We start from the raw sequence: 26,128 nt of genomic DNA, 5'->3' as shown, positions 1-26,128 counted from the left end.
GCACGGCGGCCCGGCGGGGCGGCGCGCTACTCGCCCTCGGCCACCTGGCCCTCTCGGACGACGACGACCGGGCAGGGCGCGTGCTCGGTGAGGTGGCGGCTGACCGAACCGAGCAGCACGCCGGAGAAGCCGCCGAGGCCGCGGCTGCCGACGACGAGCAGCGCGGCGCCCCTGGCGGCCTCCAGCAGGGCCTGGGCGGCGTTGCCGGGCATCACGCTCTCGCTGATCCGCACGCCCGGGTCGTCGCCGACGACCCTGACGACGGTGTCGGAGAGGGTCTTGCCGGCCAGTTCCTCGGGGTTGAAGACCTCGGCGGACGGCACGCTCGGCGCGGCCCAGCCGTAGAACGCCGGGTACTCCCAGGCGGCGATCGCGGTGATGGTCCCGCCGACGGCCCGTGCGTAGTCGACCGCCCAGCGCAGCGCCTGCTCCGAGGCGGGCGAGCCGTCCACGCCGACGACGATCCGGGGGTTGGCACTCATGGCGTTACTCCTTGGCGCTCAGTTCCTGCTCGGTCCCGACACCCCGAACATAGATCAAATCGGGCGTGTGGTCGGTATTTGCCACGCCGTGATCGGCGTTTTGCCTTCAGATCGATGACACATGGCCTGGCCGATCTGTGGTTCTGCGGTTCTGTGGTTCTACGGTTCTGTGCTCCCGCGGTTCTGCGAGGATGCCCGGGTGTCGGACCAGCCCCGACGGCTCAACTCCGGTAAGCGGCCCAGGAGTCGGCCATCCGCTGGACCTGGCCGGGGGTGAACTGGCTCATGCAGGAGTCGTAGCTGTAGTCCATGAAGTTGTGGATCGGGTCCAGGCCGGGCCCGGTGCAGGTGTGGCGGCCCTCGGGGCAGCCGTAGGCGGGGGTGCGCTCGGGCGGGGTGTCGTCCACGTAGTCGCCCGGGGGCAGGCAGCCGCCCTGGAAGGTGTGGAAGAGGCCGAGCCAGTGGCCGATCTCGTGGGTGGCGCTGCTGCCCTCGTTGTAGTGGGCGGCGGCGCCGCCCGGCAGGGAGGCGTCGAGGACGACCACCCCGTCGTCGGCGGGGTTCGAGCGGTAGGCGCCCGGGAAGGTCGACCAACCGAGCAGGGACTGGCCGAGCTTGGCGGTGTAGAGGTTGAGGGTGCCCGCGTCGCCCTTGCGCAGCGCGTTCTTCATCCCCGTCTCGGTCCCGGAGCCGGGGGTCATGCCGTCGTACCAGGAGGCGTTGTCGGTGTAGTCGGTGCCGGCCAGCTCGAAGTGGAACGGGCTGGGGGTGTTGCCGTCGCCCTGGCCGCCGTAGGTCGCGTTGAGGTGGTCGATCTGGGCGGCGACGACGCCCCCGTCGAGCCGGCCGGCGTCACCGGCGTGGATCACGTGGACGAAGACCGGCACCGTCGTCGGGGCGCCGACCCGGGCGTGGGCGGAGGAGAGCTGGGCGAGCCGGTCGTCGAGGTCCGCCTGCATCGCCCGGGCCTCGGCGGCGGTGACGGCGTTCGGGTCCTGCCCGGCCTGACTGCCGGCCGGCTTGCGGGCGGCGGCATCGACGGCGACGGCATCGACGGCGGCGGCGTCGGCGTCGGCGTCGGACCCCGCACAGGCCGCGGTCACGGCGGCCGCGGCGGTCACGGCGGCGGAGTGCGGGGCCGGGGCGGCGAGCTGGCTGAGACCGGCGGCCGCGACCAGCACGGCGGCCCAGGGGAACAGACGGGGGGTACGCGAGCGCACCCGGGCAGTACGGCGCATCTGCGCTCCTGACAAGGGAGTTGGCGGATTGTCGGCCGCGCCCCGGGCCCGCCCGGCTCGGCGCGGACCCGCCGAGACTACGACGCGGCGAAGACGATCTCCCGCAGGGCGCGCGCGGCGGCCCGGTCGAGTACCACGGCCGACGCACAGCCCTCCGGCGCCCGTCCGGCCCCGGTGAGCCGGCGCCGCAGCCTGTCGACGGCGGCCCGGTGCCGGAGGAAGGCGTAGCGGGAGACGCTCTGCCCCCGGCTCTGCTGACCCTCCCGCGCCTCGGCCGGTTCGGCGTCCAGCAGCAGCAGGTGCACCCGGCGGCCCTGCCGGGCGGCGGTGCGGGTCAGCCAGAGCCGCACCCAGGACAGCGATCCGCAGTCGTGGACGGCGAGCGGCCCGCCGGCCAGCACCGCGCGCCGCAGCCGCCGGTAGTGCGCGATCCGCGCCAGCGGGCGGTAGAGGGCGTACGGGAGGCGGCCGGGCAGCCTGGCCGCGTACTCCTCGCGGACCAGCTGGGAGTCGACCAGCGGAGCGCGCACGCAGCGGCGCATCAGGGTGCTCTTGCCGCTGCCGGGCAGCCCGGAGACGACCAGCAGGTCGCCGGCGGGGTAGTGCAGCGCCACCGGAGCGGGGCCGGTCCGCAGGTCGTGCAGGCCGGGCTGCACCCGTAAGGCCTGCGGGGCGCCGGCGGGGCCCTGTCCAGGAGGCGACGGCACCCGGGGTGCCGCCGCCTCCGCCGTTCTCGTCCTGGTCACCGGTCCTCCCCGCGCCGTTCCCTCCCTTGGAGCATTACGCATTCCCAAGAGCGAGTAAAGAGCGGTGATCGCCGGGCCCGGCCGGCCGGTGCCGGATCAGGGCGTGCCGTGCGGGCGGGTCAGCCGAGCTGGGGGGCGACCCGGGAGGCGATGAGCTCCAGGTGGTCGAGGTCGTCCAGGTCCAGGATCTGCAGGTAGACCCGCTCGCTGCCGACGGCCGCGTACCGGCCGATCCTCTCCGCGACCTCGTCCGGGGTGCCGGCCAGGCCGTTGGCCTTCAGCTCGTCCACGTCCCGGCCGATCACGGCCGCCCGGCGGGCCACCTCGGCGTCGTCGCGGCCGACGCAGGCCACCAGGGCGTTGGAGTACACCAGGTCGCCGACCGAGCGCCCGGCCTGCTCGACGGCGGCCTTGACCCGGCCGAACTGGGCGGCGCTGTCCTCCACCGAGGCGAACGGCAGGTTGAACTCGTCGGCGAAGCGGGCGGCCAGCGCCGGGGTCCGCTTCGGGCCGAGGCCGCCGACCAGCACCGGGATCCGGTCCTGGGCCGGCTTGGGCAGGGCCGGCGAGCCGGTCAGCGTGTAGTACTCACCGGCGAAGTCGAAGGTGTCGCCGAGCTTGGTGTTCCACAGGCCGGTGATGATCGCCAGCTGCTCCTCCAGCCGCCCGAACTTCTCCTTCGGGAAGGGGATGCCGTAGGCGGCGTGCTCGGCCTCGTACCAGCCGGCGCCGAGGCCGAACTCGACCCGGCCGCCGCTCATCGCGTCCACCTGGGCGACCTGGATCGCGGTGACGCCGGGCAGGCGGAAGGTCGCGGCCGTCATCAGGGTGCCGAGGCGGATGGTGCGGGTGTCGCGGGCGAGGCCGGCCAGGGTGATCCAGGCGTCGGTCGGCCCGGGCAGGCCGTCGACGTCGCCCATCTTCAGGTAGTGGTCGGAGCGGAAGAAGGCACTGAAGACGCCCAGGTCCTCGGCGGCCCGGGCGACCGTCAGGAGGGTGTCGTAGCTCGCGCCCTGCTGCGGTTCGGTGAAGATGCGGAGATCCATGCGGACCATTCTGGTACAGACCACCCGTGGATCGGTGCAGAGAACCGGCCAAGCCGCCGAAGCTCCCGAAGGTGGCCAAGGTCTCAGCACGGAACCGTCACGAGCCGCCGGTCCGGCCGACCCGCTCGCCTACGGTGGACGGATGTTCGCCACCCCCGACGAGTCCTTCCGGCGCTCCCCCGACGATCCGGCCGGCTGCCCGCTGCCCGGCATCGTCGCCGCGTTCACGCCCCGGCTGTCCGAGTTCGCCTTCGAGCCCGGCTTCGTCGCGATGGTCGACCAGCACGTCGCGATGCTGCGCGAGCTGCTGTACGCGCAGGGGCCGGAGCTGGCGCCCCGGCCCCTGGACCGTGAGGAACTGTCGGACTACGCGCTCGGCTTCCTGGACGCGCTCACCGAGATCGGCTGGCGGGAACCGGTGGGGTACGACTACGCGGTGCACCGGCTGACCGCGATCTGCTGGCTGGTGCGCGAGCAGGGCCTGCTGCGGGCCTGAACCCGCTGCGGGTCGCCACGACCCAGGACACGCCCGCCCTAGCTCGGCTGGTCACCCGGGCGGCCCGGGTCGATGCCGGGCGGCGGCGGGGTGGTGCCCGGAGCGGCCTGGGTGGTCGGCCGGGCCGGCTGGTTGGCCAGCACGTCCGCCCGGCCCGCCTGGTAGGCGCTGCCGCGCAGTTTGGCGCTCTCCTGCTCGGCGTGGTCCAGCCAGCGCTCCCAGCGCTGGCGCATCGGCAGGATCAGGCCGCCGCCGACACCCACCACCAGCACACCGGCGATCGTGGCGAGCACCGCGATCAGCACCGGTCCGGTGATCGCGGTGGCGATCCCGGCCTGGCCGAGCGCCGCGATCACGCCCAGCGCGACGATGAACGCCCAGACGATCGTGGCGACCGTCCGGCCGTACGAGGCGCCGGCGAGCGCGTTGCGCACGATGTCGCGGACGCCGTTGGCGATGGCCATCGCGACCACCACGATCGCGACCGCCACGATGCCCCGGGGCAGCCAGGCGACGATGCTGTGGATCATCACGCTGATCGGGTTCGGGCCGAAGACGCCGAACGCCAGCTGCAGCACCATCAGCAGGATCGCGTAGTAGACGATCTTGCAGATGATGCCGGTCATGTCGTAGTTCGACCCGCTCAGGTGGCGGGCCATCCCGGCCCGCTCGGCGACCCGCTCCGAGCCGACCTTGCGCAGCACGCGGTCCAGGACCTTGGCGATCGCCTTCGCCACGATCCAGCCGATGACCAGGATCGCCAGGAAGGCGATGAACTGCGGGACGAATTTCGCGATCTTGGACCAGGCGTCGGTGAAACCCGATCCGAAGTCCACGGAGAGTGCGAGCTGCTGAGCCACGGAGTCCTCCACTCGGTGACACGGCGCCACGAGCGGCGCGTGCGGCCCCCCACCCTTCGTGGATAGCAGCACCCCGCCCGGCCCGCGCGCGCCTGGTCCCCGGGCTGCTCCCCCCGGGTGAAACGGGCCCGTAGACGCCCCGCGTAAAGTGATGTTCAAGGGCACGGGACGGGGGCGGGACGGGACAGGACGGTGCGGGTGTGAGCAGCGACAGGGTGGACGGCGGCACGACGACCGGCAGCACGGCCGGCAGCACCGCCGGGCACCCGGCACTGCGCTGGCGGGTGCGGCCCGAGGCGCCGCGCGCCGCCGTCCTGGTGCTGCACGGCGGCGAGGAGCACAACCTCGCCCGGCCCGGCCCGGTCAACCTGCCGCTGCTGCGGATGCACGGCTTCCTGCGCTCCCTCGCCAAGGACACCGCCGGCGCCGACGTGGCCGTCGGCACCGTCCGCTACCGCCACCGGGGCTGGAACGGGCAGCGCGCCGACGCCGCGCTGGACGCCCTCGCCGCCCTCGACGAGCTGGCCCGGGAACTGGGCGAGGTGCCGACCGTCCTGATCGGGCACTCGATGGGCGGGCGCGCGGCCCTGCGGGCCGGCGGCCACCCGGCCGTCACCGGCCTGGTCGCCCTCGCCCCCTGGTGCCCGGCCGAGGACCCGTGCGAGCAACTGGCCGGACGGGACGTGCTGCTGCTGCACGGCGACCGCGACAAGGTCACCCCGCCCGCCGAGACCCGGGCCTTCGCCGCCCGCAGCCGGGCCGCCGGCGCCCGCGTCTGCGGCTACACCGTCACCGGCAGCGGCCACGCCATGCTCCAGCGCATCCCCGACTGGCACCGGGCCACCACCCGCCTGGCCACCGCCCTGCTCGGCCTGCGCCCGCTCCCCGCCGAGACCGTCTCCGCCCTCGCCCTTCCGCCCGCCTCCCCCGAGGCCCTCACCCTCGCCCTGCCCCGCCAGCCGCGCGGCTGACCCCGCACGGGCCGGCGGCCGCGCGGCGGCGCAGCGGCGCGGGCGTCAGCGGGCCAGGCGGCCGAGGAGCGCGGAGGCCGCGGTGATGCCGAGCACGGTGGCCACGGTCAGGACGGCGAAGTCGAGCGGGAGGTGGGCGCGGGTGCCGATCAGCAGGCCGCGCAGGGCGTCGACCTGGTAGCTGAGCGGGTTGGCCCGGCTGACCACCTGGAGCCAGCCCGGCATCAGGTCCACCGGGTAGAGGGCGTTGGAGCCGAAGAAGAGCGGCATGGTGATCGCCTGGCCGATGCCCATCAGGCGGTCACGGGTGAGCACGATGCCGGCGATGGTCATCGAGAGGCAGGAGAAGAACGCCGAGCCGAGCAGCACGGCGACCACGACCCCGAGCAGCCGCAGCGGGTTCCAGGTCATCGCGACTCCGAGCAGGGCGGCGATCACCACCACGACGACGGCCTGGATCACCGCCTTCACCCCGGCGGCGAAGGCCTTGCCGGTCACCAGCGCCGCGCGCGGGGTGGGGGTGACCAGCAGCTTGGTGAGCACCCCGGAGTCCCGCTCCCAGATGATCATGATGCCGTAGAAGATCGCGATGAACATGGCGGACTGGGCGATGATCCCGGGGGCCAGGAAGTCCAGGTAGGGGATGCCGCCGGTGGGGATGGCCTTGAGCCGGGTGAAGGTCTCCCCGAAGATCAGCAGCCACAGCGCGGGCTGCACGGCCCGGGTGTAGAGCTCGGTGCGGTCGTGGCGCAGCTTCTGCAGCTCGACGGTGCACATCGCCAGCGTCCGGGCGGGCACCAGCCGCCAGCCGGTGCGGGCACGCGGGGGGACCAGCAGCAGTCCGAGGTCGGGCCGGGCGGCGGTCGCGGTCGCGGCGGCAGTGGCGGCGGGGCCCGGGGGCTCAGCCGACGCGGGAGGCGGTGCGGCGGGTACGGCGGACATCGCTGAACTCTCCTTCCGGGGCCTCGCCGGGGGCCAGCTCGCGGCCCGCGAAGTGGCGGAACACGTCGTCCAGACTGGGGTCGGCGAGCTGCGGATCCTGCGCGCGGACCACGGTCTTCAGCTCCTCGGTGGTGCCGAGCGCGCGGATCCGGCCGCGGTCCATCAGGGCGATCCGGTCGCAGTAGCGGTCGGCCTCGTCCATGTAGTGGGTGGTGACCAGCACCGTCATCCCGGTGGCCTGGCGGACCGCCTCGACGCACTCCCAGACGCCGGTGCGGGCGATCGGGTCCAGGCCGATGGTGGGCTCGTCCATCACCAGCAGGCGCGGGGCGCTGACCAGGGCCTGGGCGAGCTCCAGCCGGCGGACCATGCCGCCGGAGTAGGTGCCGGCCATCCGGTCGGCCGCCTCGGCGAGGCCGACGGCGGCCAGCGCCTGGGCGACCCGCTCGCGGCGCTCGCCGTGCGGCACGTCGAAGACGCGGGCGAACAGCGCGACGTTCTCCCGACCGGTCAGCCCGCCGTCCGCGGAGAGCTGCTGCGGCACGTAGCCGAGCAGCCGGCGGACGTCCATCCGCTGCCGGGCGGGGTCGTGGCCGAAGACCCGCACCATGCCGGCGCGGACCGGGAGCAGGGTGGTGATTGCCCGGATCGTGGTGGTCTTGCCCGCGCCGTTGGGACCGAGCAGGCCGAACACCTCGCCGGTGCGCACGGTCAGGTCGACACCGTCGACGGCCTTGGTGCTGCTGCCCTTCCCGCGCCCGTGGTGGAAGGTGTACTCCAGGCCGCGGCAGACGACCGCCTCGTCACCGCCGTTCTCCGGGAACGTCATCGCTCCTCCTCCCCCGGCTCGCCCGGTCGGGTGCGCAGGCCCGTCGCCACCTCGCGCAGCGCGGGCACCGCGGCGGCCAGGGCCGCCCGGGAGTCGGCGGGCAGCCCGGCCACCACCTCCCCCACCAGCGCGGCGCGCCGGGCCCGCCAGACCGCGAGGCGTTCGACGGCCTCGTCGGTGGCGTACAGCAGAGCCGCCCGGCGGTCGGCCGGGTCCACCTCGCGGCGCAGCAGCCGCAACGCGACCAGCTGGTTGACCAGGGTGGAGACCGAGTTTCCGGCGAGGCACAGCTCCTCGGCCGCGTCGGACACCCGCAGCCCGGGGGTGTCCATCACCAGGCGGAGCAGTTCGATCTGGGCCCCGCGCAGCCTCGGCTCGGTGAGTCCCTGCCGCAGCCGGCGGCGGACCAGGCGCTGGATGCCGACCAGCAGGGCGGAGAGTTCGTCGGCCACGTCGGGATCGGAGGTCGTCGGAAGGTCGACGGCCGGTGCGGGGGTGAGCGTTTCCGGTGTCGCACTCATACCTCCGATTTTAGCTCTCAGTGAGAGATATTCGTCCAGAGGGCGGACGGGGTGGACCGGAGGACTGCCGGGCGGGGCGTGGCTGTGCCAGGATCCCGGGTGACCGTGTACGGACACCCACCCACCCTCACCGCTGGGAACCCTCATGAGAAGACTCGCGCTCCGCGTGCTGTCCGCGGCAACGGCGCTGTCCGCGTTGCTCGTTGTGCCGGCGGCCACTGCCGCTACCGCCGCCCCGGTCATCGCCACCGAAAGCGCCACCACCGCCGCCCCGGTGCCGCTCAGCGGCGCGCAGTTGGCGGCCTCCTGGGCGGGGCCGCTCAGCACCCGGGGGCGGTACGTCGTCGACGCGTCGGGCGACCGGTTCAAGCTGAAGTCCGGCAACTGGTCCGGCGCGCAGGGCACGTGGCAGGGCAGCGGCTCGACCACCGATCCGGCGAACAACCAGGCCGGCCAGGTCTCGTACAACCTGCCGCTCGGCCTCGACCGGGCGCCGCTGTCCGAGATCACGGCGGGCTTCCACAGCCTCGGGCTCAACAGCGTCCGACTGCCGTTCGCGGACGCGATGATCCGGGACACCGCCGCCGTCCCGGACGCCGCCGTCGCCGCCAACCCCGGGCTGCGCGGCAGCACCCCGCTGCAGGTGTACGACGCGGTGGTGGCGGCGCTCACCGCCGACGGGTTCGCGGTGATCCTCAACAACCACACCACCGGGTACCGGTTCTGCTGCGGCCTGGACGGCAACGAGCGGTGGAACAGCGGCCAGTCCACCGAGACGTGGGAGCAGGACTGGCTGTTCATGGTGGACCGGTACCGGGCCAACAAGCGCGTGGTCGGCGCCGACCTGCGCAACGAGGTCCGCCGCGACACCTGGGACGACCCCAACTGGGGCCTGGGCGACGGCCACGACGCGTACGCCGCCTTCGAGGAGGCGGGCAACCGGATCCTCCAGGCCGACCCCGACCTGCTGATCATCATGGAGGGCATCAACTGGCAGGGCGTCCCGCTGGCGGGCCTGCCGCACGGCCGTCCGATGCTCAAGCCGGTGGCCACGCTCTCCCACACCCTGATCGACTCGGGCAAACTGGTCTACTCGGCGCACTTCTACGGGTACACCGGCTCGGCCAACACCGGCGCGGGCAGCGGTCCGGGCGCCACCGGCGATCCCCGCTACCAGGACTTGACGCCCAGTCAACTCGCTGCCGTGGTCGACGAGGAGGCGCTCTTCGTCACCCGCGCCGGGCAGCACTTCACCGCCCCGGTCTGGATCAGCGAGTTCGGCGCGGGCGGGCGGGGCCCGACCGACGCCAAGGAGCAGGCCTGGTTCGACCGCTTCACCGCGATCCTGGCCGAACACGACACCGACTTCGCCGTCTGGCCGCTGGTCGGGTGGCACAACGACGGTGTACCGCAGGACAGTTGGGCGCTCCTCCACTACGACCGGGCCGGCCGGCGGCTGAGCGTCGAGGACCCGGGCGACTGGCGCGCCGCGGACTGGAACCGGCTGGTCGCCGCCCCCGGGTACACCGGCCCGGTGCCGGCCGCCGCCCGCTGGAACCTGCTCGACCTCGACCACGCCGACCAGAACGCCTCCCGGCGGATGCTGGCCCTGCCCGACTGGAGCAGCGGCAACCGCAAGGGGAACTGCCCGGACGGCCAGCGCCTGATCGGCCTCGGCCGCGGTGACGGCCGCGGCCTGTGCACCGACGCCGGGCAGCCCGCCACCGGGCCGGACGCCTGGACGACCGTCACGGACGAGCGCTACGTCACCGGCGGCGACTGGGCGCCCGGCTACAACAAACTCCAGTGCCCGGACGGCCGGTTCGCGGTCGGCTACAGCGTCCGCGCCGACGCGATGGCCGCCCTGCTCTGCGCCCCGGCCGCGGCCGCGCCGCCCGCCGCGGCCGACCGGGTGCTCTGGTTCGACCACGGCGACAACCGGCCCCCGGCCGCCACCGGCGCCGACTCGGCGGCCAGCGACTGGGCGCCCGGGGCCTACAAGGGACAGTGCGCCTCGAACGAGTACGTCGCGGGGGTCGCCTTCACCTGGCGCTGGCTGCACGCCGGCGTCCCGGACGCGCTGCTCTGCCGTCCACTGGCCTGACACCGCCGCTGTGGGGGCCCGGCCGGCGGGCCGGGCCCCGACGGGAACGGTTCAGCTCAGCGCGGCCTGGGACTCCACGACCACGCCGTACAGGTCGCCGATCGTCGCCAGGGCGCTGCGGTGCAGCTGGGCGGCGGTCACCCGGGTGCCCGCCGAGGCGAGCGGGCGGGTCGCGCAGGCGTCGGCGACGACGGTCGGCCGGTTGCCGCGCAGGAAGGCGCCCGCGGTGGTGAAGGCCACGCACATGTGGGTCATGAAGCCGGCGACCACCACGTCCTGGTGGCCGGCCTCGTCGAGCAGGGTTCCCAGGCCGGTGCCGACGAAGGCGTCCGGGGCCTGCTTGACGACCACGGCCTCGCCCTCGACCGGCGCCACGGCGGGGTGGATCTGCCCGATCTCGGCACGGACGTCGTACGGGGTGCCCGCGCCGCCGTCGTTGATCACGTGGATGACCGTGGCGCCCGCCGCGCGCGCCCGGGCGAGCAGGGCAGCGGCCGCGTCGAGCGCCTCCCGCCAGCCCTCCAGCTCCATCACGCCGCGCACGTAGGTGTTCTGGTAGTCGATCAGGATCAGCGTGGACGCGGCGAGCGTGGCGGGCGTCTCGTCGAAGCCGTTCAGGGCGCGCAGGGTCGTCGTGGGCATGAGGGGACCACCTTCGGTTCGGTACACGGGTAAGGGCGGGCGGCGGCTGCGACGGCCGCGGCGGCCCGGCCCCTGGAACGCTACGACCGGCCACCGGATGTCGGCAATGCCGTCTAACCTGCAGATTCCGACATCGAGAGAGCACGAAGAGAGCGCAGGTGGGGCCGTGGGCGCCGTACAACGACTGATCGTCATCGTCCTGTTCGAGGGCGTCGACCTGCTCGACGTCACCGGACCGCCCGAGGTGTTCTCCCTCGTCCGGCGGGAGACCGACGACGCGACCGGCTACCGCGTCGTCCTCGCCGCCGCGACCACGGACCCGGTCACCACCGCCGCCGGCGTGCGGATCCTGCCCGACCTCACCTTCGACGAGGCCGCCGCGAGCGCCATCGACACCCTGCTGGTGCCCGGCGCCGTCGAGGTGGACGGCCCGCGCCTGGTCCACCCGCGCACCGACCCGGCCGTGGTCGACCGGGTGCGCACCCTCGCCGGGCGCTCGCGCCGCATCGCCTCGGTCTGCGTCGGCGCGCACCTGCTCGCCGCCGCCGGCCTCCTCGACGGCAAGCGCGCCACCACCCACTGGTCGACCGCCGCGCAACTGGCCGCCGAGTACCCGGAGATCGAGGTGGACGCCGACCCGATCTTCATCCGCGAGGGCGACGTCTGGACCGGCGCGGGCATCAGCGCCTGCCTCGACCTCTCCCTCGCCCTGGTCGCCGAGGACTTCGGCGAGGAGCTCGCGCTGAGGGTCGCCCGCCAGCTCGTGATGTACCTCAAACGCCCCAGCGGCCAGAGCCAGTTCAGCGTCCCGCTGGAACCCGTCTCCACCACCCGGCGGGTCGAGGAGCTGCGCCACCACGTCCTGCGCAACCTCACCGGCCGGCTCACCGTCCCCGACCTCGCCGCCCACGCCCACGTCAGCGAAAGGCAGTTGACCCGGATCTTCAAGACCGAACTGGGCACCACACCCAGCGCCTACATCGAGTCGGCCCGGGTCGAACTCGCCCGCCACCAGCTCGAATCCACCGATGCCACGCTCGAACGCGTCGCCGCCGACTGCGGGTTCGGCACCACCGACACCCTGGTCCGGGCCTTCCGCCGCCGGCTCGACACCACCCCGACCGAGTACCGCCACCGCTTCCGCACCACCAGTCCCGCGCCCCCGGTCAGAGCGGCAGCCGGACGGTGAACACGGTGCGCCCCGGCCGGCTCGCCGCGTCCACCGTGCCGCCGTGCGCCCGGACCACCGCCCGCACGATCGACAGGCCGAGCCCCGTCGACCCGGTCGAACGCGAGCGCGCGCGGTCCCCCCGGACGAACCGCTCGAACATCCGGCCCGCCAGCTCCGGCGCGATCCCCGGGCCGTCGTCGGCGACGGCCAGCCGCACCTCCGCCCCGGCCGGCTCCAGACTCAGCTCGACCTCGGTGCCGGGCGGGGTGTGGGTCCGGGCGTTCGCCAGCAGGTTGACCACCACCTGGCTGAGCCGGTCCGCGTCCCCGCGCACCAGCACCGGCTCCTCGGGCAGCGCCAGGCGCCAGCGGTGCCCGGGCCCGGCAGCCCGGGCGTCGGCCACCGCGTTCAGCGCGATCCGGGTCAGGTCGACCTCCGCGTCGGCCAGCGGCCGGCCCGCGTCCAGCCGGGCGAGCAGCAGCAGGTCCTCGACGATCGCGCCCATCCGCACCGCCTCCGCGTCGATCCGCTCCAGCGAGTGCCGGACCGGCCCGGGCACCGCGCCCGGGTGGCGCAGCGCGAGTTCGGCGTGGCCTCGGACCGCCGCCACGGGGGTACGCAGCTCGTGGCTGGCGTCGGCCGCGAACGCCCGCAACCGCTCCTCCACCGCGTGCCGGCGGGCCAGCGCGTCGCCCACGTGCCCGAGCATCCGGTTGAGCGCCGCGCCGACCCGGCCGACCTCCGTCCGCGGATCGTCGTCCGGGACGCGTTCGGCCAGCGTGACGGCGCCGCTGGCGAGCGGCAGCGCGGCGACCCGCTCGGCCGTGCCCACCACCCGCCGCAGCGGACGCAGCGACCAGCCGACCCAGACCGCCCCGGCCGCCCCCGCCCCGGCGACGGCGATCGCGAAGACGGTCAGCTCCAGGGTCGCCAGCCGGTCCACGGTGTCCTCGGCCGGGCGCAGCGGCAGTCCGCTGACCAGCACGTCGCCGTCCCGGCCGGCCACCGCGCGCACCCGGTAGTGGCCCTGCGCGCGGCCCAGGTCGACGGTGCGGGCCGGCCCGCCGACCGGCAGGGCGGCGAGGGCCCGCTGCTCGGCCGGCGAGAACACCAGCCGGTCGTCGGCGCTGGGGCCGTTGGCGTCGTCGGCGTCCCCGTCGACCACGCCCGCCGCGGTGACCCGGCCGTCCAGCAGCCGGGCGCCCAGGGTGCCGGGGGTCTGCGCCCGGGTGTCGGTGCCGCCGCCCTGGCCGGCGTGCTCCAGGCTGGCGGCGTAGCGCCCGCCGGCGTCGGCGAGCTGCTGGTCCAGGCGGTCCACCAGGAAGTGGCGCAGCGCCGCCGTGGTGGCGAGGCCGACCGCGGCGCAGGTCACCACCAGCAGCACCAGCAGGCCGGCGATCAGCCGGGCCCGCAGCGTCCGCGGCACCAGCCGGGCGGCTCGGCGGCGCGCCCTGGCGGCGCCCGTGACCAGGCCGTCCGTCGTGGGCCGGCCGGTCACGGGGCCGCCTTGATCAGGTACCCGGCGCCGCGCACCGTGTGGATCATCGGCGTCCGGCCCGCGTCCAGCTTCTTGCGCAGATAGCTGATGTACAGCTCGACGACGTGCGCCTGCCCGCCGAAGTCGTACGACCAGACGGCGTCCAGGATCTGCGCCTTGCTGAGCACCTGCCGCGGGTGGTGCATCAGGTGGGCGAGCAGCGCGTACTCGGTCGGGCTGAGGTCGACCACCTCGCCGGCCCGGGTGACCTCACGGGCCCGCTCGTCGAGGACGAGGTCGCCGAGCACCAGGGCGTGTGCGGGCGGCTGCCCCGCGACCCCCGGCGGGGCGGCCCGGCGCAGCAGCCCGCGCAGCCGGACCACCACCTCGGCCAGGCTGAACGGCTTGGTCACGTAGTCGTCGCCGCCCGCCGCGATGCCCGCGATCCGGTCCTCGACGGCGTCCCGGGCGGTGAGGAAGAGCACCCGCACCTCGGGCCGCTCGGCGTGGATGCGGCGCAGCACCTCCATGCCGTCGAGGTCGGGCAGCATCATGTCGAGCACGACGGCGTCCGGGCGCCAGTGCGCCGCCGCCCGGACGGCGGCCAGACCGGTGGTCTCGCCCCGTGCCTGCCAGCCCTCGTAGCGGACCGCGCCGCAGACCACCTCCACCAGGTCCGGTTCGTCGTCGACGACCAGGACCCGCCAGTCCTGCCGGTCGGCGCCCCGCTCGGCGGTGTCGTCCATGGTGCTCCCTGGGTGCAGGTGGTCGGCCGCCTTCATCCTGGCCCACCGCGATGAGAAAGCCCTGAGACCGGCAGTCGCCCGGGGAGCCCGCTCCACCCGCCCTGACCTGCGGCGAAACCGCCGGGGGCGACGGGGGCGGCGGCACCGGTTCAGAGCCGGCTCAGAGGTTCCGGTGCGATCGTGGTGCGCCCCGGCGGTGCTCGCCCGCCGGGCCCGAAGGAGGATCCCCGATGGCCACCGCCGCCCCGCCGAGACCCGCCGCCCGCACCCGCCGGGCGGCCCCGCGCCGCCCGGCCGCCGCCCGGCCGGACGCGGTGCTGGGCCTGATCGCCGCCGGGGCGCTCGGCGTCCTCGCGCTGTGGTGGTCCGACACCCCGGCGGTCGCCGGCGCGGCCGGCTGGCTGACCGGGGCAGGCCGGATCACCGGCCTGCTCGCCGGGTACACGGCGCCGGTGCTGCTCCTGCTGATGGCCCGGCTGCCGCCGGTGGAGCGCGGGGTCGGCGCCGACCGGCTGGCCCGCTGGCACGCGTTCGGCGGGCGCTGGCTGGTCGCCGTGGTGACGGTGCACGTGCTGTCGGTCGTCTGGGGGTACGCGCTGACGGACGGGCGCGGCCTGTTCGGCGAGGGCGTGGAGATCGTCCTCCACTACCCCGAGATGCTCAAGGCCGCGCTGGGCACCCTGCTGATGCTGGGCACCGGCGCCGTCTCCGCCCGGGCCGCCCGGCGCCGCCTCCCGTACGAGGCCTGGTACTACCTGCACCTGGCCACCTACCTCGCGGTGGCGCTCGCCTTCGGCCACCAGCTGGCCACCGGCGCCGACCTCGGCGACGGCCCGGCCCGCGCCGCCTGGTACGCGCTCTACCTCGGCACCGCCGCCCTGCTGGGCTGGTACCGGCTGGCCCGGCCCTGGCTGCTCGACCGCCGGCACCGGCTGCGGGTGGCGGAGGTCCGGCGGGAGGGGCCGGGCGTGGTGTCGCTGTTCCTGACCGGTCGGCGGCTGGACGAACTCCGGGCCGAGCCGGGCCAGTTCTTCCGCCTCCAGTTCCAGGCGCCCGGCCTGCGGTGGGCCGCCAACCCGTACTCGCTGTCCGCGCCGCCGCGCCCGGACTTCCTGCGCTTCACCGTCAAGGATCTCGGCGGGCACAGCGCCGCGGTGGCCGCGCTGCGCCCGGGTACCCCGGTGCGCGCCGAGGGCCCGTACGGGGCGTTCACCGGGCGGCTGCAACGGCGGCGCCGGGTGCTGCTGCTCGGGGCGGGGGTGGGGATCACCCCGCTGCGGGCGCTGTTCGAGACGCTGCCGGGCGAACTGACCCTGGTCCAGCGGGCCGGGCGCCCGGAGGACGTGCTGTTCCGGGCCGAGCTGGCGGAGGTGGCCCGGCGGCGGGGCGCCGCGGTGCACGAACTGGTCGGCCCGCGGGCGCGGATCGGCGACCTCGGCCGCGCGCTCGCCCGGCTCGTCCCCGACCTCGCCGAGCACGAGGTCTACCTGTGCGGGCCGGACGCGCTGGCCGAGGAGGCCGTCCGTTCGCTGCGGGCCGCCGGGGTGCGGGCGGGGCGCATCCACCGGGAGTCCTTCGACTTCTGAGCCCGCTCGCCGAGCCCGCCGGACCTGCTCAGCCCGTCCCACCACGCCACCTCCGCCACACCCCCGAGGAGCCCCGCCCATGCGCCGAGCCGTCGTCACCGGTGCCGCCACCGCGGCCGGAGTCGTCCTGCTGCTCTCCCTCAAACCGCACGGGGCCGCCGGGCCCGCGCCGGTGATCAGCTCCGGCGGCGCGGGCTCGTCCGGCGCCACGGGTTCGTCCGGCACCACGGGCTCGTCCGGCACCGCCGCCGGGGCCTCCGACGCCACCGCTGCGCCGTCGGGCTCCCCCAGCGCACCGGCCGCCGGTGCCGCCGGCGCCGGCGGCACCCGGAAGGTCACCGGCGACGCCGTGAACACCCGTTACGGCCCCGTCCAGGTCGAGGTCACCCTCGCCGGCAGCCGGATCACCGCCGTCGACGTCGTCAAGTACCCCACCGAGGACCGCCGGGACCGCGAGATCAACAGCTCCGCGCTGCCCCTGCTCAACCAGGAGGCGATCGCCGCACAGAGCGCCGGGATCGACGTGGTCAGCGGCGCGACCTTCACCAGCGACGGCTACGTCCGCTCCCTGCAGAGCGCGCTCGACCGCGCCGGGCGGTGAGGCGCGGTGCTCCGCCACGCCGAACCCGTCATGGGCACCGTCTTCTCGATCGCCGTCCGCGATCCCGGCCCGGACACGCCCGCCGCGCTCCGCCGGATCGCCGACCGGCTGCACCGGATCGACGCGGTGTTCTCGCCCTACCGGCCGGACAGCGACATCAGCCGCCTCGACCGGGGCGAACTCGCCCTCGCCGACTGCGATCCGCAGGTCCGCGTCGTCCTGGCGGCCTGCCGCGAGGTCGCCGCGCAGACCGACGGCTTCTTCACCGAGCGGCCCGGCGGCCGGCTCGACCCGAGCGGCTGGGTCAAGGGGTGGGCGGTCGAGGAGGCGGCCGGGCTGCTGGCCGCCGCCGGGGCCCGGCAGTACTGCGTCAGCGGCGGCGGGGACGTGCAGACCGCCGGCGGCCCGTGGCGGATCGGGGTCGCCCACCCGCTGCGGCCGGGCGCGCTGGCCGCCGTGCTGGGCGGCGACGGCCTCGCGGTGGCCACCTCCGGCACCGCCGAGCGCGGCGCGCACATCCTCGATCCGCACACCGGCCGGCCGGCGTCCGGCCTCGCCTCGCTGACCCTGGTCGGCGCCCCCGGCACCGGGATCGCCCGCACCGACGCCTGGGCCACCGCCGCCTTCGCGATGGGCCCCGACCGCGCGCTCGCCTGGGTCGCCCGGCAGCCCGGCGTCGAGGCCCTCGCCGTCCTGCCCGACGGGACCAAGCGCTGGACACCCGGCCTGCCCCGGCACCTCCCGCCCACCGGCCCCGCCGACTGGCGGCCGGCCGCCCCGGCGGCCTGAGCAGGGCCGTTTGCGCGCCAACTGGCTTTCGAACGCTGATAGTTCACTCCATCAGGTGAAGAACTCGATCATGACTCATCCGCCCCGACCCGGGTGGCCGATAGTGGGGAGACCGATCGGACGCACACCATCCGGTCCCACCGGAACGCGTGGACCCACGGACACGCGTGAACCCACGGAAAGAGGTAGCGACACATGCCCACCGAGGCCACCCGGCGGATCGACCTCGTCTTCTCCCTGTTCGACGCCAACCGCAACGGCGTCGTCGAGGTCGACGACTTCAACCTGATGACGGCCCGCGTGGTCGCGGCCGCCGCCGATTCGGACGAGGCCGCGAAGGCCGCGATCCGCGCCGCCTTCCGGCGCTACTGGACCACCCTGGTCAGCGAGTTGGACACCAACGGCGACGGCGTGATCAGCCGCGAGGAGTTCGGCGGCTTCGTCCTCTCGCCCGAGCGCTTCGGCCCCGCCGCCGGCGAGTTCGCCGACGCCCTGTCCGCGCTCGGCGACCCGGACGGCGACGGCCTGATCGAGCGCCCGCTGTTCGTGGCGCTGATGACCGCGATCGGCTTCGAGCACGCCAACATCCACGCCCTCTTCGACGCCTTCGGCCCCACCCCCGAGGACCGCATCACGGTGGCCGTCTGGGCCGCCGGGATCCGCGACTACTACGCCCCGGACAAGGCCGGCATCCCCGGCGACCTGCTGGTGGGCCAACCGGCCGCCTGATCTCCCCGGGGCACGCCCCCCGGATCGGCTGAGCGACGGCGCCGCCGCCCCGCGCCTGCCCGGCGGCGCCGTCCCGCGCTCCACGCACCGGGCCCACGGCGCCCGCGCCACCACCCACGACCGGTCCGCCGTCCAGCCTGTCCGGCCGATCCTGCCGGACAGGACCTGGTCGCGGCTTCCCGAAGTCCGAACACCAGGAGGGACCATGGCCACCGCCGCCCGCCCCCGTGCCGGCGTCGACGAGGGCGTCGGACCGACCGCCCTGATGGTCGCCGCCGCCCGCGCGATCGAGACCCACCGCCCCGACGCCCTCGCCCGGGACGCCCACGCCGAGCACTTCGTCCGCGCCGCCCGGTCCTCCGCGCACTGGCCGGTCCACCCCCGGGACGTCCCGGACGGCGAGGCCGATCCGCTCTGGGGTCGGCTCGGCCGCTACTTCGCCCTGCGGACAAGGGCGTTGGACGACCAGCTGCTGTGGTCCGCCCACCTGGGCGTCCGCCAGGTGGTCCTGCTCGGCGCCGGCCTGGACACCCGGGCCTTCCGGCTCGACTGGCCCGCCGACCTCGCCGTCTTCGAGGTCGACCGGCCCGAGGTCCTCGCGTTCAAGCAGCGCGTCCTCGACCGGCTCGACGCCCGGTCGGCGGCGCGCCGCGTGCCGGTGGCCGCCGACCTGCGCGGCGACTGGGCCGACGCCCTCACCGCGGCCGGCTTCCAGCCCGCCGAGCCGACCGCCTGGCTCGCCGAGGGCCTGCTGCCCTATCTGCCCGCCGCCGCCGAACAGCGGCTCGCGGCCGCCGTCGACCGACTCGGCGCCGCCGGCAGCACCTTGGCGTACGAGGCCAGGCTCGGACCGGAGTCCGCGGCGGTCCGCGACAACCCCGTCTACACGACCGCCCGCGAGCGGCTCGGCGTCGACCTGCTCGCCCTGTTCGACGCCGGGCCGCGCCCCGACACCACCGCCGATCTCACCGCGCGCGGCTGGTCCACCACCGTCCACACCCCGTTCGACTTCACCCGCCACTACGGCCGCGGCCCCCGGCCCGAACCCCACGACGCCTTCGCCGCCGACCGCTGGGTCTTCGCCACCCGGTGACGCCCCCGCTCCGGGCCGCCCGGAGCGGCTTGCGCGGTTCTGCGCACAGTCCGCCGCCCCACGGGCCCGGCGTGATCCAACGGACACGCCCTAGACTTCGGCCATGCTCAAAGCCGACCGTACCGCCCGGATCCTCGCCCACATCACCGAGGCGGGCAGCGCCGATGTGCACGAGCTGGCCGGTCTCCTCCAGGTGTCACCGGCCACCGTCCGCCGGGACCTCCAGGAACTGCACGAGCAGGGCCTGCTGCACCGCACCCGTGGCGGGGCGGTCACCGGTGCCGTCAACCTCGAACTGCCGCTGCGCCACAAGCACGGGACGCGGCAGGCCGAGAAGCGGCGGATAGCGCTGGCGGCCGACCGGCTGGTGCCGGACGGCGCCGTGGTGGGCCTGACGGGCGGCACGACGACGAGCGAGCTGGCCCGGGTGCTGGCCGAGCGCGGCGGGATCACCATCGTGACCAACGCGGTCAACATCGCGGCGGACCTCATCGTCCGGCCGGACGTCCGCCTGGTGGTGGTCGGCGGCCTGGCCCGGACCACGAGTTACGAGCTGGTGGGGCCGGCCGCCGACCGGATGCTCGCCCAGTACCACCTGGACCTCGCGTTCATCGGGGTGGACGGCCTGACGGCGCAGGAGGGCTGCACCACGCACGACGAGATGGAGGCCCAGACCGACCGCGCGTTCCTGCACGCCAGCGCGCGGTCGGTGGTCCTGGCGGACAGCACCAAGATCGGCCGGGTGACCTTCGCCAAGATCTGCCCGCTCGCCGAGGTGCACGACCTCGTCACCGACGACGAGGCCACCGCCGCGCAGGAGAAGGCGATCGCCGCCTGCGGGGTCCGGGTCGCACGCGTCTGACCTGTTCACACGGGGTGCCCGGCCGGGGAGAACCGGCCGGGCTCTCTGCCGCACCGTCAGTTGTCATGCAACGGTCCGATAACGACATCCGGGCGACACCTCGACCCCGCCGGTCCGCCTCGTGAATACTGCCCGACGCCACGCTCTTTCGAATCTGCTCAGAACCAGCGCTCTTCAAGCAACTAGGATCAAGCGGCGTACGAAGGCGGTAACTGCGGTGAACACACGTGTACGTGCCCTCTGGGCGGTCTGTGCCGTCGGCGCGCTCGCCCTCACGGCGTGCGGCGGCAGCAGTGGCGGGTCCTCCCCGAACGGCGCCGTGACGCTCAAACTCGTCGCCGCCGACTACGGCGAGAAGGAGTCCAACAGCTCCAAGGCCTACTGGAACGGCGTCGCCACCGCGTTCACCGCGGCCAACCCCGGCATCAAGGTCGACGTCCAGGTGATGAACTGGAACGACATCGACAAGCAGGTCAAGACGATGATCCAGAGCGGCAACGTCCCCGACGTCCTGCAGACCGGGGGCTACGCCGACAAGGTCGCCGACGACCTCCTCTACAAGGCCGAGGACGTCCTGTCCGCCGGCACCCGGGCCGACCTGATCCCGAGCTTCGCCGACGCCGGCCGGGTCGACGGCGTGCAGTACGGCATCCCGTTCGTCTCCTCCGCCCGCGCCCTCTTCTACAACAAGGCCGTCTTCCAGCAGGCCGGCATCACCCAGCCGCCCACCACCTGGGACGAGGTGCGCAAGGACGCCGAACTGATCAAGGCCAAGGCGCCCGGGGTCACCCCCTACGCACTGCCGCTCGGCCCGGAGGAGGCCCAGGGCGAGAGCATGATCTGGGAGCTCGGCAACGGCGGCGGCCCCACCGCCAAGGACGGCACGTACGCCATCGACAGCCAGGCCAACGTCGACACCTTCCGCTGGCTCAAGACCAACCTCGTCGACACCGGCCTGACCTACGCCAACCCGGCCACCACCGACCGCAAGACCGCCTTCGCCGACTTCGCCGCGGGCAAGGCCGCCATGGCCGACGGCCACCCCTCGCTGATCCAGATGTCCAAGGACGGCAAGGTCGACTACGGCGTCGCGCCCGTCCCCGGCAGGACGGGCCCGCTCGCCTCCACCCTCGGCGTCGCGGACTGGACGATGGCCTTCAAGAAGAACGGCCACCGCGACCAGATCAGGAAGTTCCTCGACTTCGCGTACTCCAAGGACAACACGCTCGCCTTCGACGAGACCTACAACCTGATGCCGGTCACCCAGGGCACCCTGCGCGAGATGACCGCCAGCGGCAAGCACAAGGACCTCGAACCGTTCTTCGCCCTCCTGCCGAACGCCGCCTTCTACCCGCTCGGCAACACCACCTGGGACGCGGTCTCGGCCGAGCTCAAGAAGAACATCGGCACCGCCGTCGCCGGCGACCCGGCCAAGGTGCTCGGCGACCTGCAGAAGAAGGCCCGGGACGCCGTCGCGAACAAGTAGGGCACGCCCTGGCCCGCGCCCCGTCCGAAAGGCACCGCCGTGTCCCTCGACTCCCCCACCCCCCAGGCCTCCGGGCCCGGCCGGCCCGCCCGGACGGGCTCCGGCCCCGGCCGGCTCGGACCGCTGCCGTGGATCGCCCCGGCCGTCCTGCTGATCCTGGCCGTCGTCCTGTGGCCCGTCTACGAGATGGTCCGCACCTCGTTCCTGCGCATCAGCACCAGCGGATTCGTCCGCGGCTCCGCCGGGCTGGACAAGTACCGCAAGCTCTTCGGCGAGGCCGACCTCGGCCGGGTGCTGCTCTCGACGGTGGTCTGGACGGTGGCCGTCGTCGGCCTGACGATGGCGCTCTCGCTCGGCCTGGCCCAGCTGTTCAACCAGCGCTTCCCCGGGCGCAGGTTCGCCCGCTGGGCCCTGATCGCCCCCTGGGCCGCGTCCGTCCTGATGACCGCCATCGGCTTCCGGTGGATGCTCGACCGGACGGCCGGCGTGCTCAACACCGCGCTGACCGACCTCGGCCTGGTCGACGGCCCCCGGGACTGGCTCGGCGACCCGTCGACCGCCTGGCCCTGGATGGTCCTCGTCGCCGTCTTCGTCTCGCTGCCGTTCACCACCTACACCCTGCTCGCCGGCCTGCAGACCGTCCCCGGCGAGCTGTACGAGGCGGCCCGGGTGGACGGCGCCTCCCCGTGGCAGGCCTACCGGAGGATCACCCTGCCGCTGCTGCGCCCGGCCTTCCTGGTCGGCCTCGTGATCAATCTGATCAACGTCTTCAACTCCTTCCCCGTCATCTGGGGCATGACCCAGGGCGGCCCCGGCAGCGCCACGGCCACCAGCACGGTGTTCATGTACCAGCTGAAGAACACCGACATCGGCGAGTCCGCGGCCATGTCGGTGGTCAACTTCGCCCTGGTGGTGCTGATGGTGCTCGTCTTCCTCAAGGTCGGCCGCTGGAACGGGGAGGAGCGTTGACGGCCCGCCCGCCCACGCGCCGGCCACGCCCGCCCGCGCGCCGGATCCGGCCGCAGACCGAGCCGCGGATCCGGGCTCGGATACGGCCGCGCACCCTGGTCATGGCGGCGGCCGCCTGGCTGCTGGCGGCGGTCTTCCTGCTCCCGTACCTGGAGATGGCCGTCACCGCGCTGCGCCCCGCCGACGAGCTGCGCGACGCGGGCTACCTGCCGCACCACCCCGCCTGGTCCAACTTCGTCGACGTCTGGCGCGAGTCGACGCTCGGCGCCAACCTCAAGGTCACCCTGCTGGTCGCCGGCGGCTCCACCGTGCTGGCGCTGCTGGTCGCGCTGCCCGCCGCGTACTGCACCGCGCGGTTCAGGTACCGGGGCCGCAAGCTCTTCCTGCTGCTCGTCCTGGTCACCCAGATGTTCCAGCCGACCTCGCTGCTGGTGGGCCTCTACCGCGAGTTCTACCAGCTGGACATGCTCAACTCGGTCTGGACGCTGATCCTCTGCAACGCCGCCTTCAACCTGGCCTTCGCCGTCTGGATCCTCACCGCCTACATCGGCTCGATCCCGGTCGAGTTGGAGGAGGCCGCGCTGCTCGACGGCCTCGGCCGGCTCGGGGCGCTGCGCCGGGTGGTGCTGCCGCTGGCCATGCCCGGCGTGGTCACCGCGGTGATCTTCACCTTCATCTCCGCCTGGAACGAGTTCGTGATGGGCCTGACCCTGTCGACGGCCCCGGAGAGCCAGCCGCTGACCGTCGGCATCAACGGCTTCATCGGCAACTACACCGTGGAGTGGAACTACCTGTTCGCCGGATCGGTGGTCGCGATCGTGCCGGTCGTGGTGCTGTTCGCCGTCATCGAGCGCCACGTGGTCTCCGGCCTGACCGCCGGATCGGTGAAGTAGCCCCGGCCGTCCGGGGTGTCGAGAACGGCGACTCTGCCATTGACATGGACCGGCCATAACTGTGAATGTTGCTTGTATTCCCCCATGTTCAAGCAGCTTCGCGCAGTAAGTGAACATCTCTTGCTCATCCGACGGGAGAACACACCGTGCGCTTGGTACGACCTCGCCTCCGCCGGGCCGCCCTCACCGTGGCCCTCACCAGCATCGCCGCCATCGCCGGGCCCGCCCTGCCGGCCCGCGCCGCCACCCCCGGCTCCGCCGTCCTCGACGGCAGCCACCAGAGCACCACCTGGCAGAGCCCCACGTACGCCAAGGGCACCCTCGGCGGCGCCGCCTCCTGCCCGTCCGCCGCCCAGGACCCGGACGGCACCGTCTGCGGCCGCTTCGACCTGACCGTCGACGCGCCCGCCGGCTACTGGGACGACAACCCCGAGGGCGGCGTCCCGCTCTCGATCCAGTGGCAGAACCCCACCGACGACTTCGACCTCTACATCTACGACGCCAACGGCAAGGAGGTCGCCGAGAGCGCGGGCACCGCCAACCCCGAGGCGACCGTCATCCCGAAGGCCTCGGGCACCTACCACGTCCTGGTCGTCCCCTACGACGTGCACGGCGGCTCCTTCACCGGCCGCGCCTACCTGCCGCAGACCGCCGACGCGGGAAACCTCACCTCCTTCTCCGGCGGCCAGGGCAGCTACGACATCGCCGCCGGCACCCTCAAGGCCAAGGTCGACTTCCTCGCCGACGACCAGCTGCGGCTGCGCGCCGCCCCGGACGGCGTGCTCACCGACCCGGCCGGCAGCACCATCATCCGCAAGCAGCCCGAACTCCAGCGCGGCACCTCGTCGTTCGACGCCGGCGACTACTACGGCATCCGCTCCAAGGACCAGGTGCTGCGGGTCTACAAGCACCCCCTGAGGTTCGGCCTGTACAAGGCCGACAACCGCACCGCCGTCTGGCAGGAGGACGCCCCGCTGCGCTGGTCCACCAGCGGGCTGCGGCAGAGCCTGGTCCGCGGCGCCGACGAGCAGTTCTTCGGCGGCGGCGAGCAGAACGGCTCCTTCTCCCACCGGGACAAGACCGTCCACGTCGCCAACAGCACCAACTGGAACGAGGGCGGCTACAACAACTCGCAGCCGTTCTACATCTCCACCGCCGGCTACGGCGTCTTCCGCAACACCTTCGCCCCGGGCAGCTACGACTTCGGCTCGCCCGTGCGCACCGGACAGCAGGAACGGCGCCTGGACGCCTACTACTTCACCGGTGACGTCAAGTCGGTGATCGGCAAGTACACCGCCCTGGTCGGCAAGCCCTTCATGCCGCCCGTCTACGGCCTGGAGCCCGGCGACTCCGACTGCTACCTGCACAACGCCAACCGCGGCGAACGCCACACCACCGACGCGCTCAAGGTCGCCGACGGCTACGTGCAGAACCAGATGCCGCTCGGCTGGATGCTCGTCAACGACGGCTACGGCTGCGGCTACGAGAACCTCGCCCAGACCGGCGAGGGCCTGCGCAAGAACCACGCCCAGCTCGGACTCTGGACCCAGAACGGCCTGCCCGACCAGGCCGCCGAGGTCAAGGCCGGCGCCCTGGTGCGCAAGCTCGACGTCGCCTGGGTCGGCAACGGCTACGACTTCGCGCTGAACGCCTGCGACCAGGCCAAGGCCGGCATCGAGGACGGCAGCGACGCCCGCGGCTTCGTCTGGCTGCCCGTCTCCTGGGCCGGCGCCCAGCGCTGCGGCGTCCTGTGGAGCGGCGACCAGAGCCTGTCCTGGGACTACATCCGCTGGCAGATCCCCACCTACGCCGGCGCCACCATGTCCGGCATCGCCTACAACACCGGCGACGTCGGCTCCATCTACCGGCGCGACCCGAAGATGTACACCCGCGACCTCCAGTGGAAGTCCTTCCTCCCGGCCATCATGACCATGGACGGCTGGGCCAAGGACATGGCCGGCAAGGAGCAGCGCGACCAGCAGCCCTGGCTGGACGGCGAGCCGTACACCTCGATCAACCGCAAGTACCTCCAGCTGAAGGAGCGGCTGCTGCCGTACATGTACACGCTGTCGGCGGAGGCCACCAGGACGGGCATCGGCGCGGTGCGCCCGCTCGCCCTGGAGTACCCGGACGACCCGGCGGCCCTCGGCCCGAACGCCAAGTACGAGTTCCTGGCCGGGCCGGACTTCCTCGTCGCACCGGTCTACTCCGACACCTCGGTGCGCGACGGCATCTACCTGCCCAAGGGCACCTGGACCGACTACTGGACCGGGCGCACCTACCAGGGCCCCACCACGATCAACGGCTACTCCGCGCCGCTGGACACCCTGCCGCTGTTCGTCAAGGGCGGCTCGATCGTGCCGATGTGGCCCGAGGGCACGCTGTCCTGGGAGAACCGGGACCGCACCCGGCTCGACTACGACCTCTACCCGCAGGGCGACTCCTCCTACACCCTGTACGAGGACGACGGCGTCACCCGCGGCTTCGCCGCCGGCGCCTCGGCCACCCAGCGGGTGGACGTCCGCGCCCACGGGCCGGTCACCGTCGTCAAGGTCGGTGCCAGCGTGGGGAGTTACACCGGCAAGCCGACCGAGCGGGGGTACCGCTTCACCGTGCACGGCAAGCCCGCCCCGCGCCTGGTCGTCACGCAGGGCGGACCGCTGCCCCGGCTGGACTCGGCGGCGGCGCTCGACTCGGCCGCCTCGGGCTGGTACCACGACGCCGCGACCGGGGTCACGCAGGTCAAAACGCCTGCCGTCTCCACCGACCACGGCTTCTCCGTCGAACTGATCCACGGCGGCCGCTGACCGGCCGGAGCGCCGCAGGGCCCCCTCGCAGCGGTTCGCGAG

General features: G+C 73.9%; 25 protein-coding genes. 14 read left to right on the top strand and 11 right to left on the bottom strand.

All coding sequences use genetic code 11. From position 1 onward, the window contains the following. Nucleotides 1–26: 26 nt before the first annotated feature. The 4 genes from ACFWPI_RS01700 to ACFWPI_RS01685 form a co-directional block, all read right to left on the bottom strand. Nucleotides 27–482, bottom strand: coding sequence for a universal stress protein (locus tag ACFWPI_RS01700; protein ID WP_380375316.1), 456 nt, complete (start codon nt 480–482; stop codon nt 27–29). 221 nt (nt 483–703) lie between these two features. After that, nucleotides 704–1,720, bottom strand: coding sequence for a zinc metalloprotease (locus tag ACFWPI_RS01695; RefSeq protein WP_380375315.1), 1,017 nt, complete (start codon nt 1,718–1,720; stop codon nt 704–706). 77 nt (nt 1,721–1,797) lie between these two features. Next, entirely contained in the window at nt 1,798–2,508 is a 711-nt protein-coding gene (locus tag ACFWPI_RS01690) for an AAA family ATPase (RefSeq protein WP_063350472.1), read from the bottom strand. A 77-nt stretch (nt 2,509–2,585) separates the two neighbouring features. Beyond that, complete coding sequence (locus ACFWPI_RS01685) at nt 2,586–3,512, bottom strand: LLM class F420-dependent oxidoreductase (protein WP_063350471.1); 927 nt, start codon at nt 3,510–3,512, stop codon at nt 2,586–2,588. A gap of 142 nt (nt 3,513–3,654) precedes the next feature. Here ACFWPI_RS01685 and ACFWPI_RS01680 point away from each other — a divergent pair, with 142 nt between their 5' ends. Next, nucleotides 3,655–4,008, top strand: coding sequence for a DUF6401 family natural product biosynthesis protein (locus ACFWPI_RS01680; RefSeq protein ID WP_063350470.1), 354 nt, complete (start codon nt 3,655–3,657; stop codon nt 4,006–4,008). Between the two features lie 38 nt (nt 4,009–4,046). Here ACFWPI_RS01680 and ACFWPI_RS01675 read toward each other — a convergent pair whose 3' ends face one another. After that, nucleotides 4,047–4,868, bottom strand: coding sequence for a hypothetical protein (locus ACFWPI_RS01675; RefSeq protein ID WP_380375314.1), 822 nt, complete (start codon nt 4,866–4,868; stop codon nt 4,047–4,049). 200 nt (nt 4,869–5,068) lie between these two features. Here ACFWPI_RS01675 and ACFWPI_RS01670 point away from each other — a divergent pair, with 200 nt between their 5' ends. Continuing rightward, nucleotides 5,069–5,839 (top strand): alpha/beta hydrolase, encoded by a 771-nt coding sequence (locus ACFWPI_RS01670; RefSeq protein ID WP_380375313.1) that lies wholly within the window; start codon nt 5,069–5,071, stop codon nt 5,837–5,839. Nucleotides 5,840–5,884: 45 nt separating this feature from the next. On the opposite strand, the gene ACFWPI_RS01665 is transcribed toward ACFWPI_RS01670, so the two are convergent. The 3 genes from ACFWPI_RS01665 to ACFWPI_RS01655 are packed head-to-tail and all read right to left on the bottom strand — an operon-like array spanning nt 5,885 to nt 8,131. Then, nucleotides 5,885–6,781 carry an ABC transporter permease gene (locus ACFWPI_RS01665; protein ID WP_380375311.1) on the bottom strand — a complete coding sequence of 299 codons (897 nt, stop codon included), beginning with the start codon at nt 6,779–6,781 and terminating at the stop codon, nt 5,885–5,887. Beyond that, a complete protein-coding gene (locus ACFWPI_RS01660; RefSeq protein ID WP_380375310.1) occupies nt 6,741–7,610 on the bottom strand; it encodes an ABC transporter ATP-binding protein in 870 nt (289 codons plus the stop codon). Before ACFWPI_RS01660 ends, ACFWPI_RS01665 begins: the two co-directional genes overlap by 41 nt. Next, nucleotides 7,607–8,131, bottom strand: coding sequence for a MarR family winged helix-turn-helix transcriptional regulator (locus ACFWPI_RS01655; protein ID WP_380375309.1), 525 nt, complete (start codon nt 8,129–8,131; stop codon nt 7,607–7,609). The genes ACFWPI_RS01660 and ACFWPI_RS01655 overlap by 4 nt, the downstream gene beginning before the upstream one ends. A 145-nt stretch (nt 8,132–8,276) precedes the next feature. On the opposite strand from ACFWPI_RS01655, the gene ACFWPI_RS01650 reads away from it, so the two are divergent. Further along, nucleotides 8,277–10,235 carry a glycoside hydrolase family 5 protein gene (locus ACFWPI_RS01650; RefSeq protein ID WP_380375308.1) on the top strand — a complete coding sequence of 653 codons (1,959 nt, stop codon included), beginning with the start codon at nt 8,277–8,279 and terminating at the stop codon, nt 10,233–10,235. A 51-nt stretch (nt 10,236–10,286) separates the two neighbouring features. Here ACFWPI_RS01650 and ACFWPI_RS01645 read toward each other — a convergent pair whose 3' ends face one another. Then, nucleotides 10,287–10,877, bottom strand: coding sequence for an isochorismatase family protein (locus ACFWPI_RS01645; RefSeq protein ID WP_380375306.1), 591 nt, complete (start codon nt 10,875–10,877; stop codon nt 10,287–10,289). Between the two features lie 166 nt (nt 10,878–11,043). Here ACFWPI_RS01645 and ACFWPI_RS01640 point away from each other — a divergent pair, with 166 nt between their 5' ends. Then, complete coding sequence (locus tag ACFWPI_RS01640; protein WP_380375305.1) at nt 11,044–12,066, top strand: GlxA family transcriptional regulator; 1,023 nt, start codon at nt 11,044–11,046, stop codon at nt 12,064–12,066. On the opposite strand, the gene ACFWPI_RS01635 is transcribed toward ACFWPI_RS01640, so the two are convergent. Both ACFWPI_RS01635 and ACFWPI_RS01630 read right to left on the bottom strand, forming a co-directional pair. After that, on the bottom strand, nt 12,044–13,546 hold the full coding sequence (locus tag ACFWPI_RS01635) for a sensor histidine kinase (RefSeq protein ID WP_380375304.1): 1,503 nt from the start codon (nt 13,544–13,546) through the stop codon (nt 12,044–12,046). The genes ACFWPI_RS01640 and ACFWPI_RS01635 overlap by 23 nt on opposite strands. Further along, the gene (locus tag ACFWPI_RS01630) at nt 13,543–14,271 is read right to left on the bottom strand and encodes a response regulator transcription factor (protein ID WP_380375303.1); all 729 of its coding nucleotides are present in this window, start codon (nt 14,269–14,271) and stop codon (nt 13,543–13,545) included. Before ACFWPI_RS01630 ends, ACFWPI_RS01635 begins: the two co-directional genes overlap by 4 nt. Nucleotides 14,272–14,501: 230 nt before the next feature. Between ACFWPI_RS01630 and ACFWPI_RS01625 the strand changes: the two genes are divergently transcribed. The 10 genes from ACFWPI_RS01625 to ACFWPI_RS01580 all read left to right on the top strand — a co-directional run bounded on the left by ACFWPI_RS01625 (nt 14,502) and on the right by ACFWPI_RS01580 (nt 26,086). Further along, nucleotides 14,502–15,857, top strand: coding sequence for a ferric reductase-like transmembrane domain-containing protein (locus tag ACFWPI_RS01625; protein ID WP_380375301.1), 1,356 nt, complete (start codon nt 14,502–14,504; stop codon nt 15,855–15,857). 79 nt (nt 15,858–15,936) lie between these two features. Next, nucleotides 15,937–16,458, top strand: coding sequence for an FMN-binding protein (locus tag ACFWPI_RS01620; protein WP_380375299.1), 522 nt, complete (start codon nt 15,937–15,939; stop codon nt 16,456–16,458). Between the two features lie 30 nt (nt 16,459–16,488). Then, the gene (locus ACFWPI_RS01615; protein WP_380375354.1) at nt 16,489–17,247 is read left to right on the top strand and encodes an FAD:protein FMN transferase; all 759 of its coding nucleotides are present in this window, start codon (nt 16,489–16,491) and stop codon (nt 17,245–17,247) included. A gap of 195 nt (nt 17,248–17,442) precedes the next feature. Continuing rightward, complete coding sequence (locus tag ACFWPI_RS01610) at nt 17,443–17,976, top strand: EF-hand domain-containing protein (protein ID WP_380375298.1); 534 nt, start codon at nt 17,443–17,445, stop codon at nt 17,974–17,976. A 205-nt stretch (nt 17,977–18,181) separates the two neighbouring features. Beyond that, nucleotides 18,182–19,069, top strand: a complete 888-nt coding sequence (locus ACFWPI_RS01605) for an SAM-dependent methyltransferase (protein ID WP_380375297.1) — start codon at nt 18,182–18,184, stop codon at nt 19,067–19,069. Between the two features lie 103 nt (nt 19,070–19,172). Continuing rightward, nucleotides 19,173–19,931, top strand: a complete 759-nt coding sequence (locus tag ACFWPI_RS01600) for a DeoR/GlpR family DNA-binding transcription regulator (protein WP_363374465.1) — start codon at nt 19,173–19,175, stop codon at nt 19,929–19,931. A gap of 217 nt (nt 19,932–20,148) precedes the next feature. Then, on the top strand, nt 20,149–21,417 hold the full coding sequence (locus ACFWPI_RS01595) for an extracellular solute-binding protein (protein WP_380375295.1): 1,269 nt from the start codon (nt 20,149–20,151) through the stop codon (nt 21,415–21,417). 39 nt (nt 21,418–21,456) lie between these two features. Next, a complete protein-coding gene (locus tag ACFWPI_RS01590; RefSeq protein WP_363374460.1) occupies nt 21,457–22,386 on the top strand; it encodes a sugar ABC transporter permease in 930 nt (309 codons plus the stop codon). 44 nt (nt 22,387–22,430) lie between these two features. Continuing rightward, nucleotides 22,431–23,279 (top strand): carbohydrate ABC transporter permease, encoded by an 849-nt coding sequence (locus tag ACFWPI_RS01585; RefSeq protein WP_380375353.1) that lies wholly within the window; start codon nt 22,431–22,433, stop codon nt 23,277–23,279. Between the two features lie 146 nt (nt 23,280–23,425). Continuing rightward, a complete protein-coding gene (locus ACFWPI_RS01580) occupies nt 23,426–26,086 on the top strand; it encodes a TIM-barrel domain-containing protein (protein ID WP_380375292.1) in 2,661 nt (886 codons plus the stop codon). Nucleotides 26,087–26,128 lie beyond the last annotated feature (42 nt).

Source organism: Kitasatospora sp. NPDC058492 (genome assembly GCF_042720685.1).
Lineage (GTDB): Bacteria > Actinomycetota > Actinomycetes > Streptomycetales > Streptomycetaceae > Kitasatospora.
Note: the sequence above shows the minus strand (reverse complement) of the source record. Positions and strands in the feature narration are given on the sequence as shown.

Excerpts from the sequence above, each read along its gene's own strand:
- ACFWPI_RS01700 (WP_380375316.1), bottom strand. The coding sequence starts at position 482 with ATGAGTGCCAACCCCCGGATCGTCGTCGGCGTGGACGGCTCGCCCGCC.
- ACFWPI_RS01695 (WP_380375315.1), bottom strand. The coding sequence starts at position 1,720 with ATGCGCCGTACTGCCCGGGTGCGCTCGCGTACCCCCCGTCTGTTCCCC.
- ACFWPI_RS01690 (WP_063350472.1), bottom strand. The coding sequence starts at position 2,508 with ATGCGTAATGCTCCAAGGGAGGGAACGGCGCGGGGAGGACCGGTGACC.
- ACFWPI_RS01685 (WP_063350471.1), bottom strand. The coding sequence starts at position 3,512 with ATGGATCTCCGCATCTTCACCGAACCGCAGCAGGGCGCGAGCTACGAC.
- ACFWPI_RS01680 (WP_063350470.1), top strand. The coding sequence starts at position 3,655 with ATGTTCGCCACCCCCGACGAGTCCTTCCGGCGCTCCCCCGACGATCCG.
- ACFWPI_RS01665 (WP_380375311.1), bottom strand. The coding sequence starts at position 6,781 with ATGTCCGCCGTACCCGCCGCACCGCCTCCCGCGTCGGCTGAGCCCCCG.
- ACFWPI_RS01660 (WP_380375310.1), bottom strand. The coding sequence starts at position 7,610 with ATGACGTTCCCGGAGAACGGCGGTGACGAGGCGGTCGTCTGCCGCGGC.
- ACFWPI_RS01655 (WP_380375309.1), bottom strand. The coding sequence starts at position 8,131 with ATGAGTGCGACACCGGAAACGCTCACCCCCGCACCGGCCGTCGACCTT.
- ACFWPI_RS01650 (WP_380375308.1), top strand. The coding sequence starts at position 8,277 with ATGAGAAGACTCGCGCTCCGCGTGCTGTCCGCGGCAACGGCGCTGTCC.
- ACFWPI_RS01645 (WP_380375306.1), bottom strand. The coding sequence starts at position 10,877 with ATGCCCACGACGACCCTGCGCGCCCTGAACGGCTTCGACGAGACGCCC.
- ACFWPI_RS01630 (WP_380375303.1), bottom strand. The coding sequence starts at position 14,271 with ATGGACGACACCGCCGAGCGGGGCGCCGACCGGCAGGACTGGCGGGTC.
- ACFWPI_RS01625 (WP_380375301.1), top strand. The coding sequence starts at position 14,502 with ATGGCCACCGCCGCCCCGCCGAGACCCGCCGCCCGCACCCGCCGGGCG.
- ACFWPI_RS01620 (WP_380375299.1), top strand. The coding sequence starts at position 15,937 with ATGCGCCGAGCCGTCGTCACCGGTGCCGCCACCGCGGCCGGAGTCGTC.
- ACFWPI_RS01615 (WP_380375354.1), top strand. The coding sequence starts at position 16,489 with ATGGGCACCGTCTTCTCGATCGCCGTCCGCGATCCCGGCCCGGACACG.
- ACFWPI_RS01610 (WP_380375298.1), top strand. The coding sequence starts at position 17,443 with ATGCCCACCGAGGCCACCCGGCGGATCGACCTCGTCTTCTCCCTGTTC.
- ACFWPI_RS01605 (WP_380375297.1), top strand. The coding sequence starts at position 18,182 with ATGGCCACCGCCGCCCGCCCCCGTGCCGGCGTCGACGAGGGCGTCGGA.
- ACFWPI_RS01600 (WP_363374465.1), top strand. The coding sequence starts at position 19,173 with ATGCTCAAAGCCGACCGTACCGCCCGGATCCTCGCCCACATCACCGAG.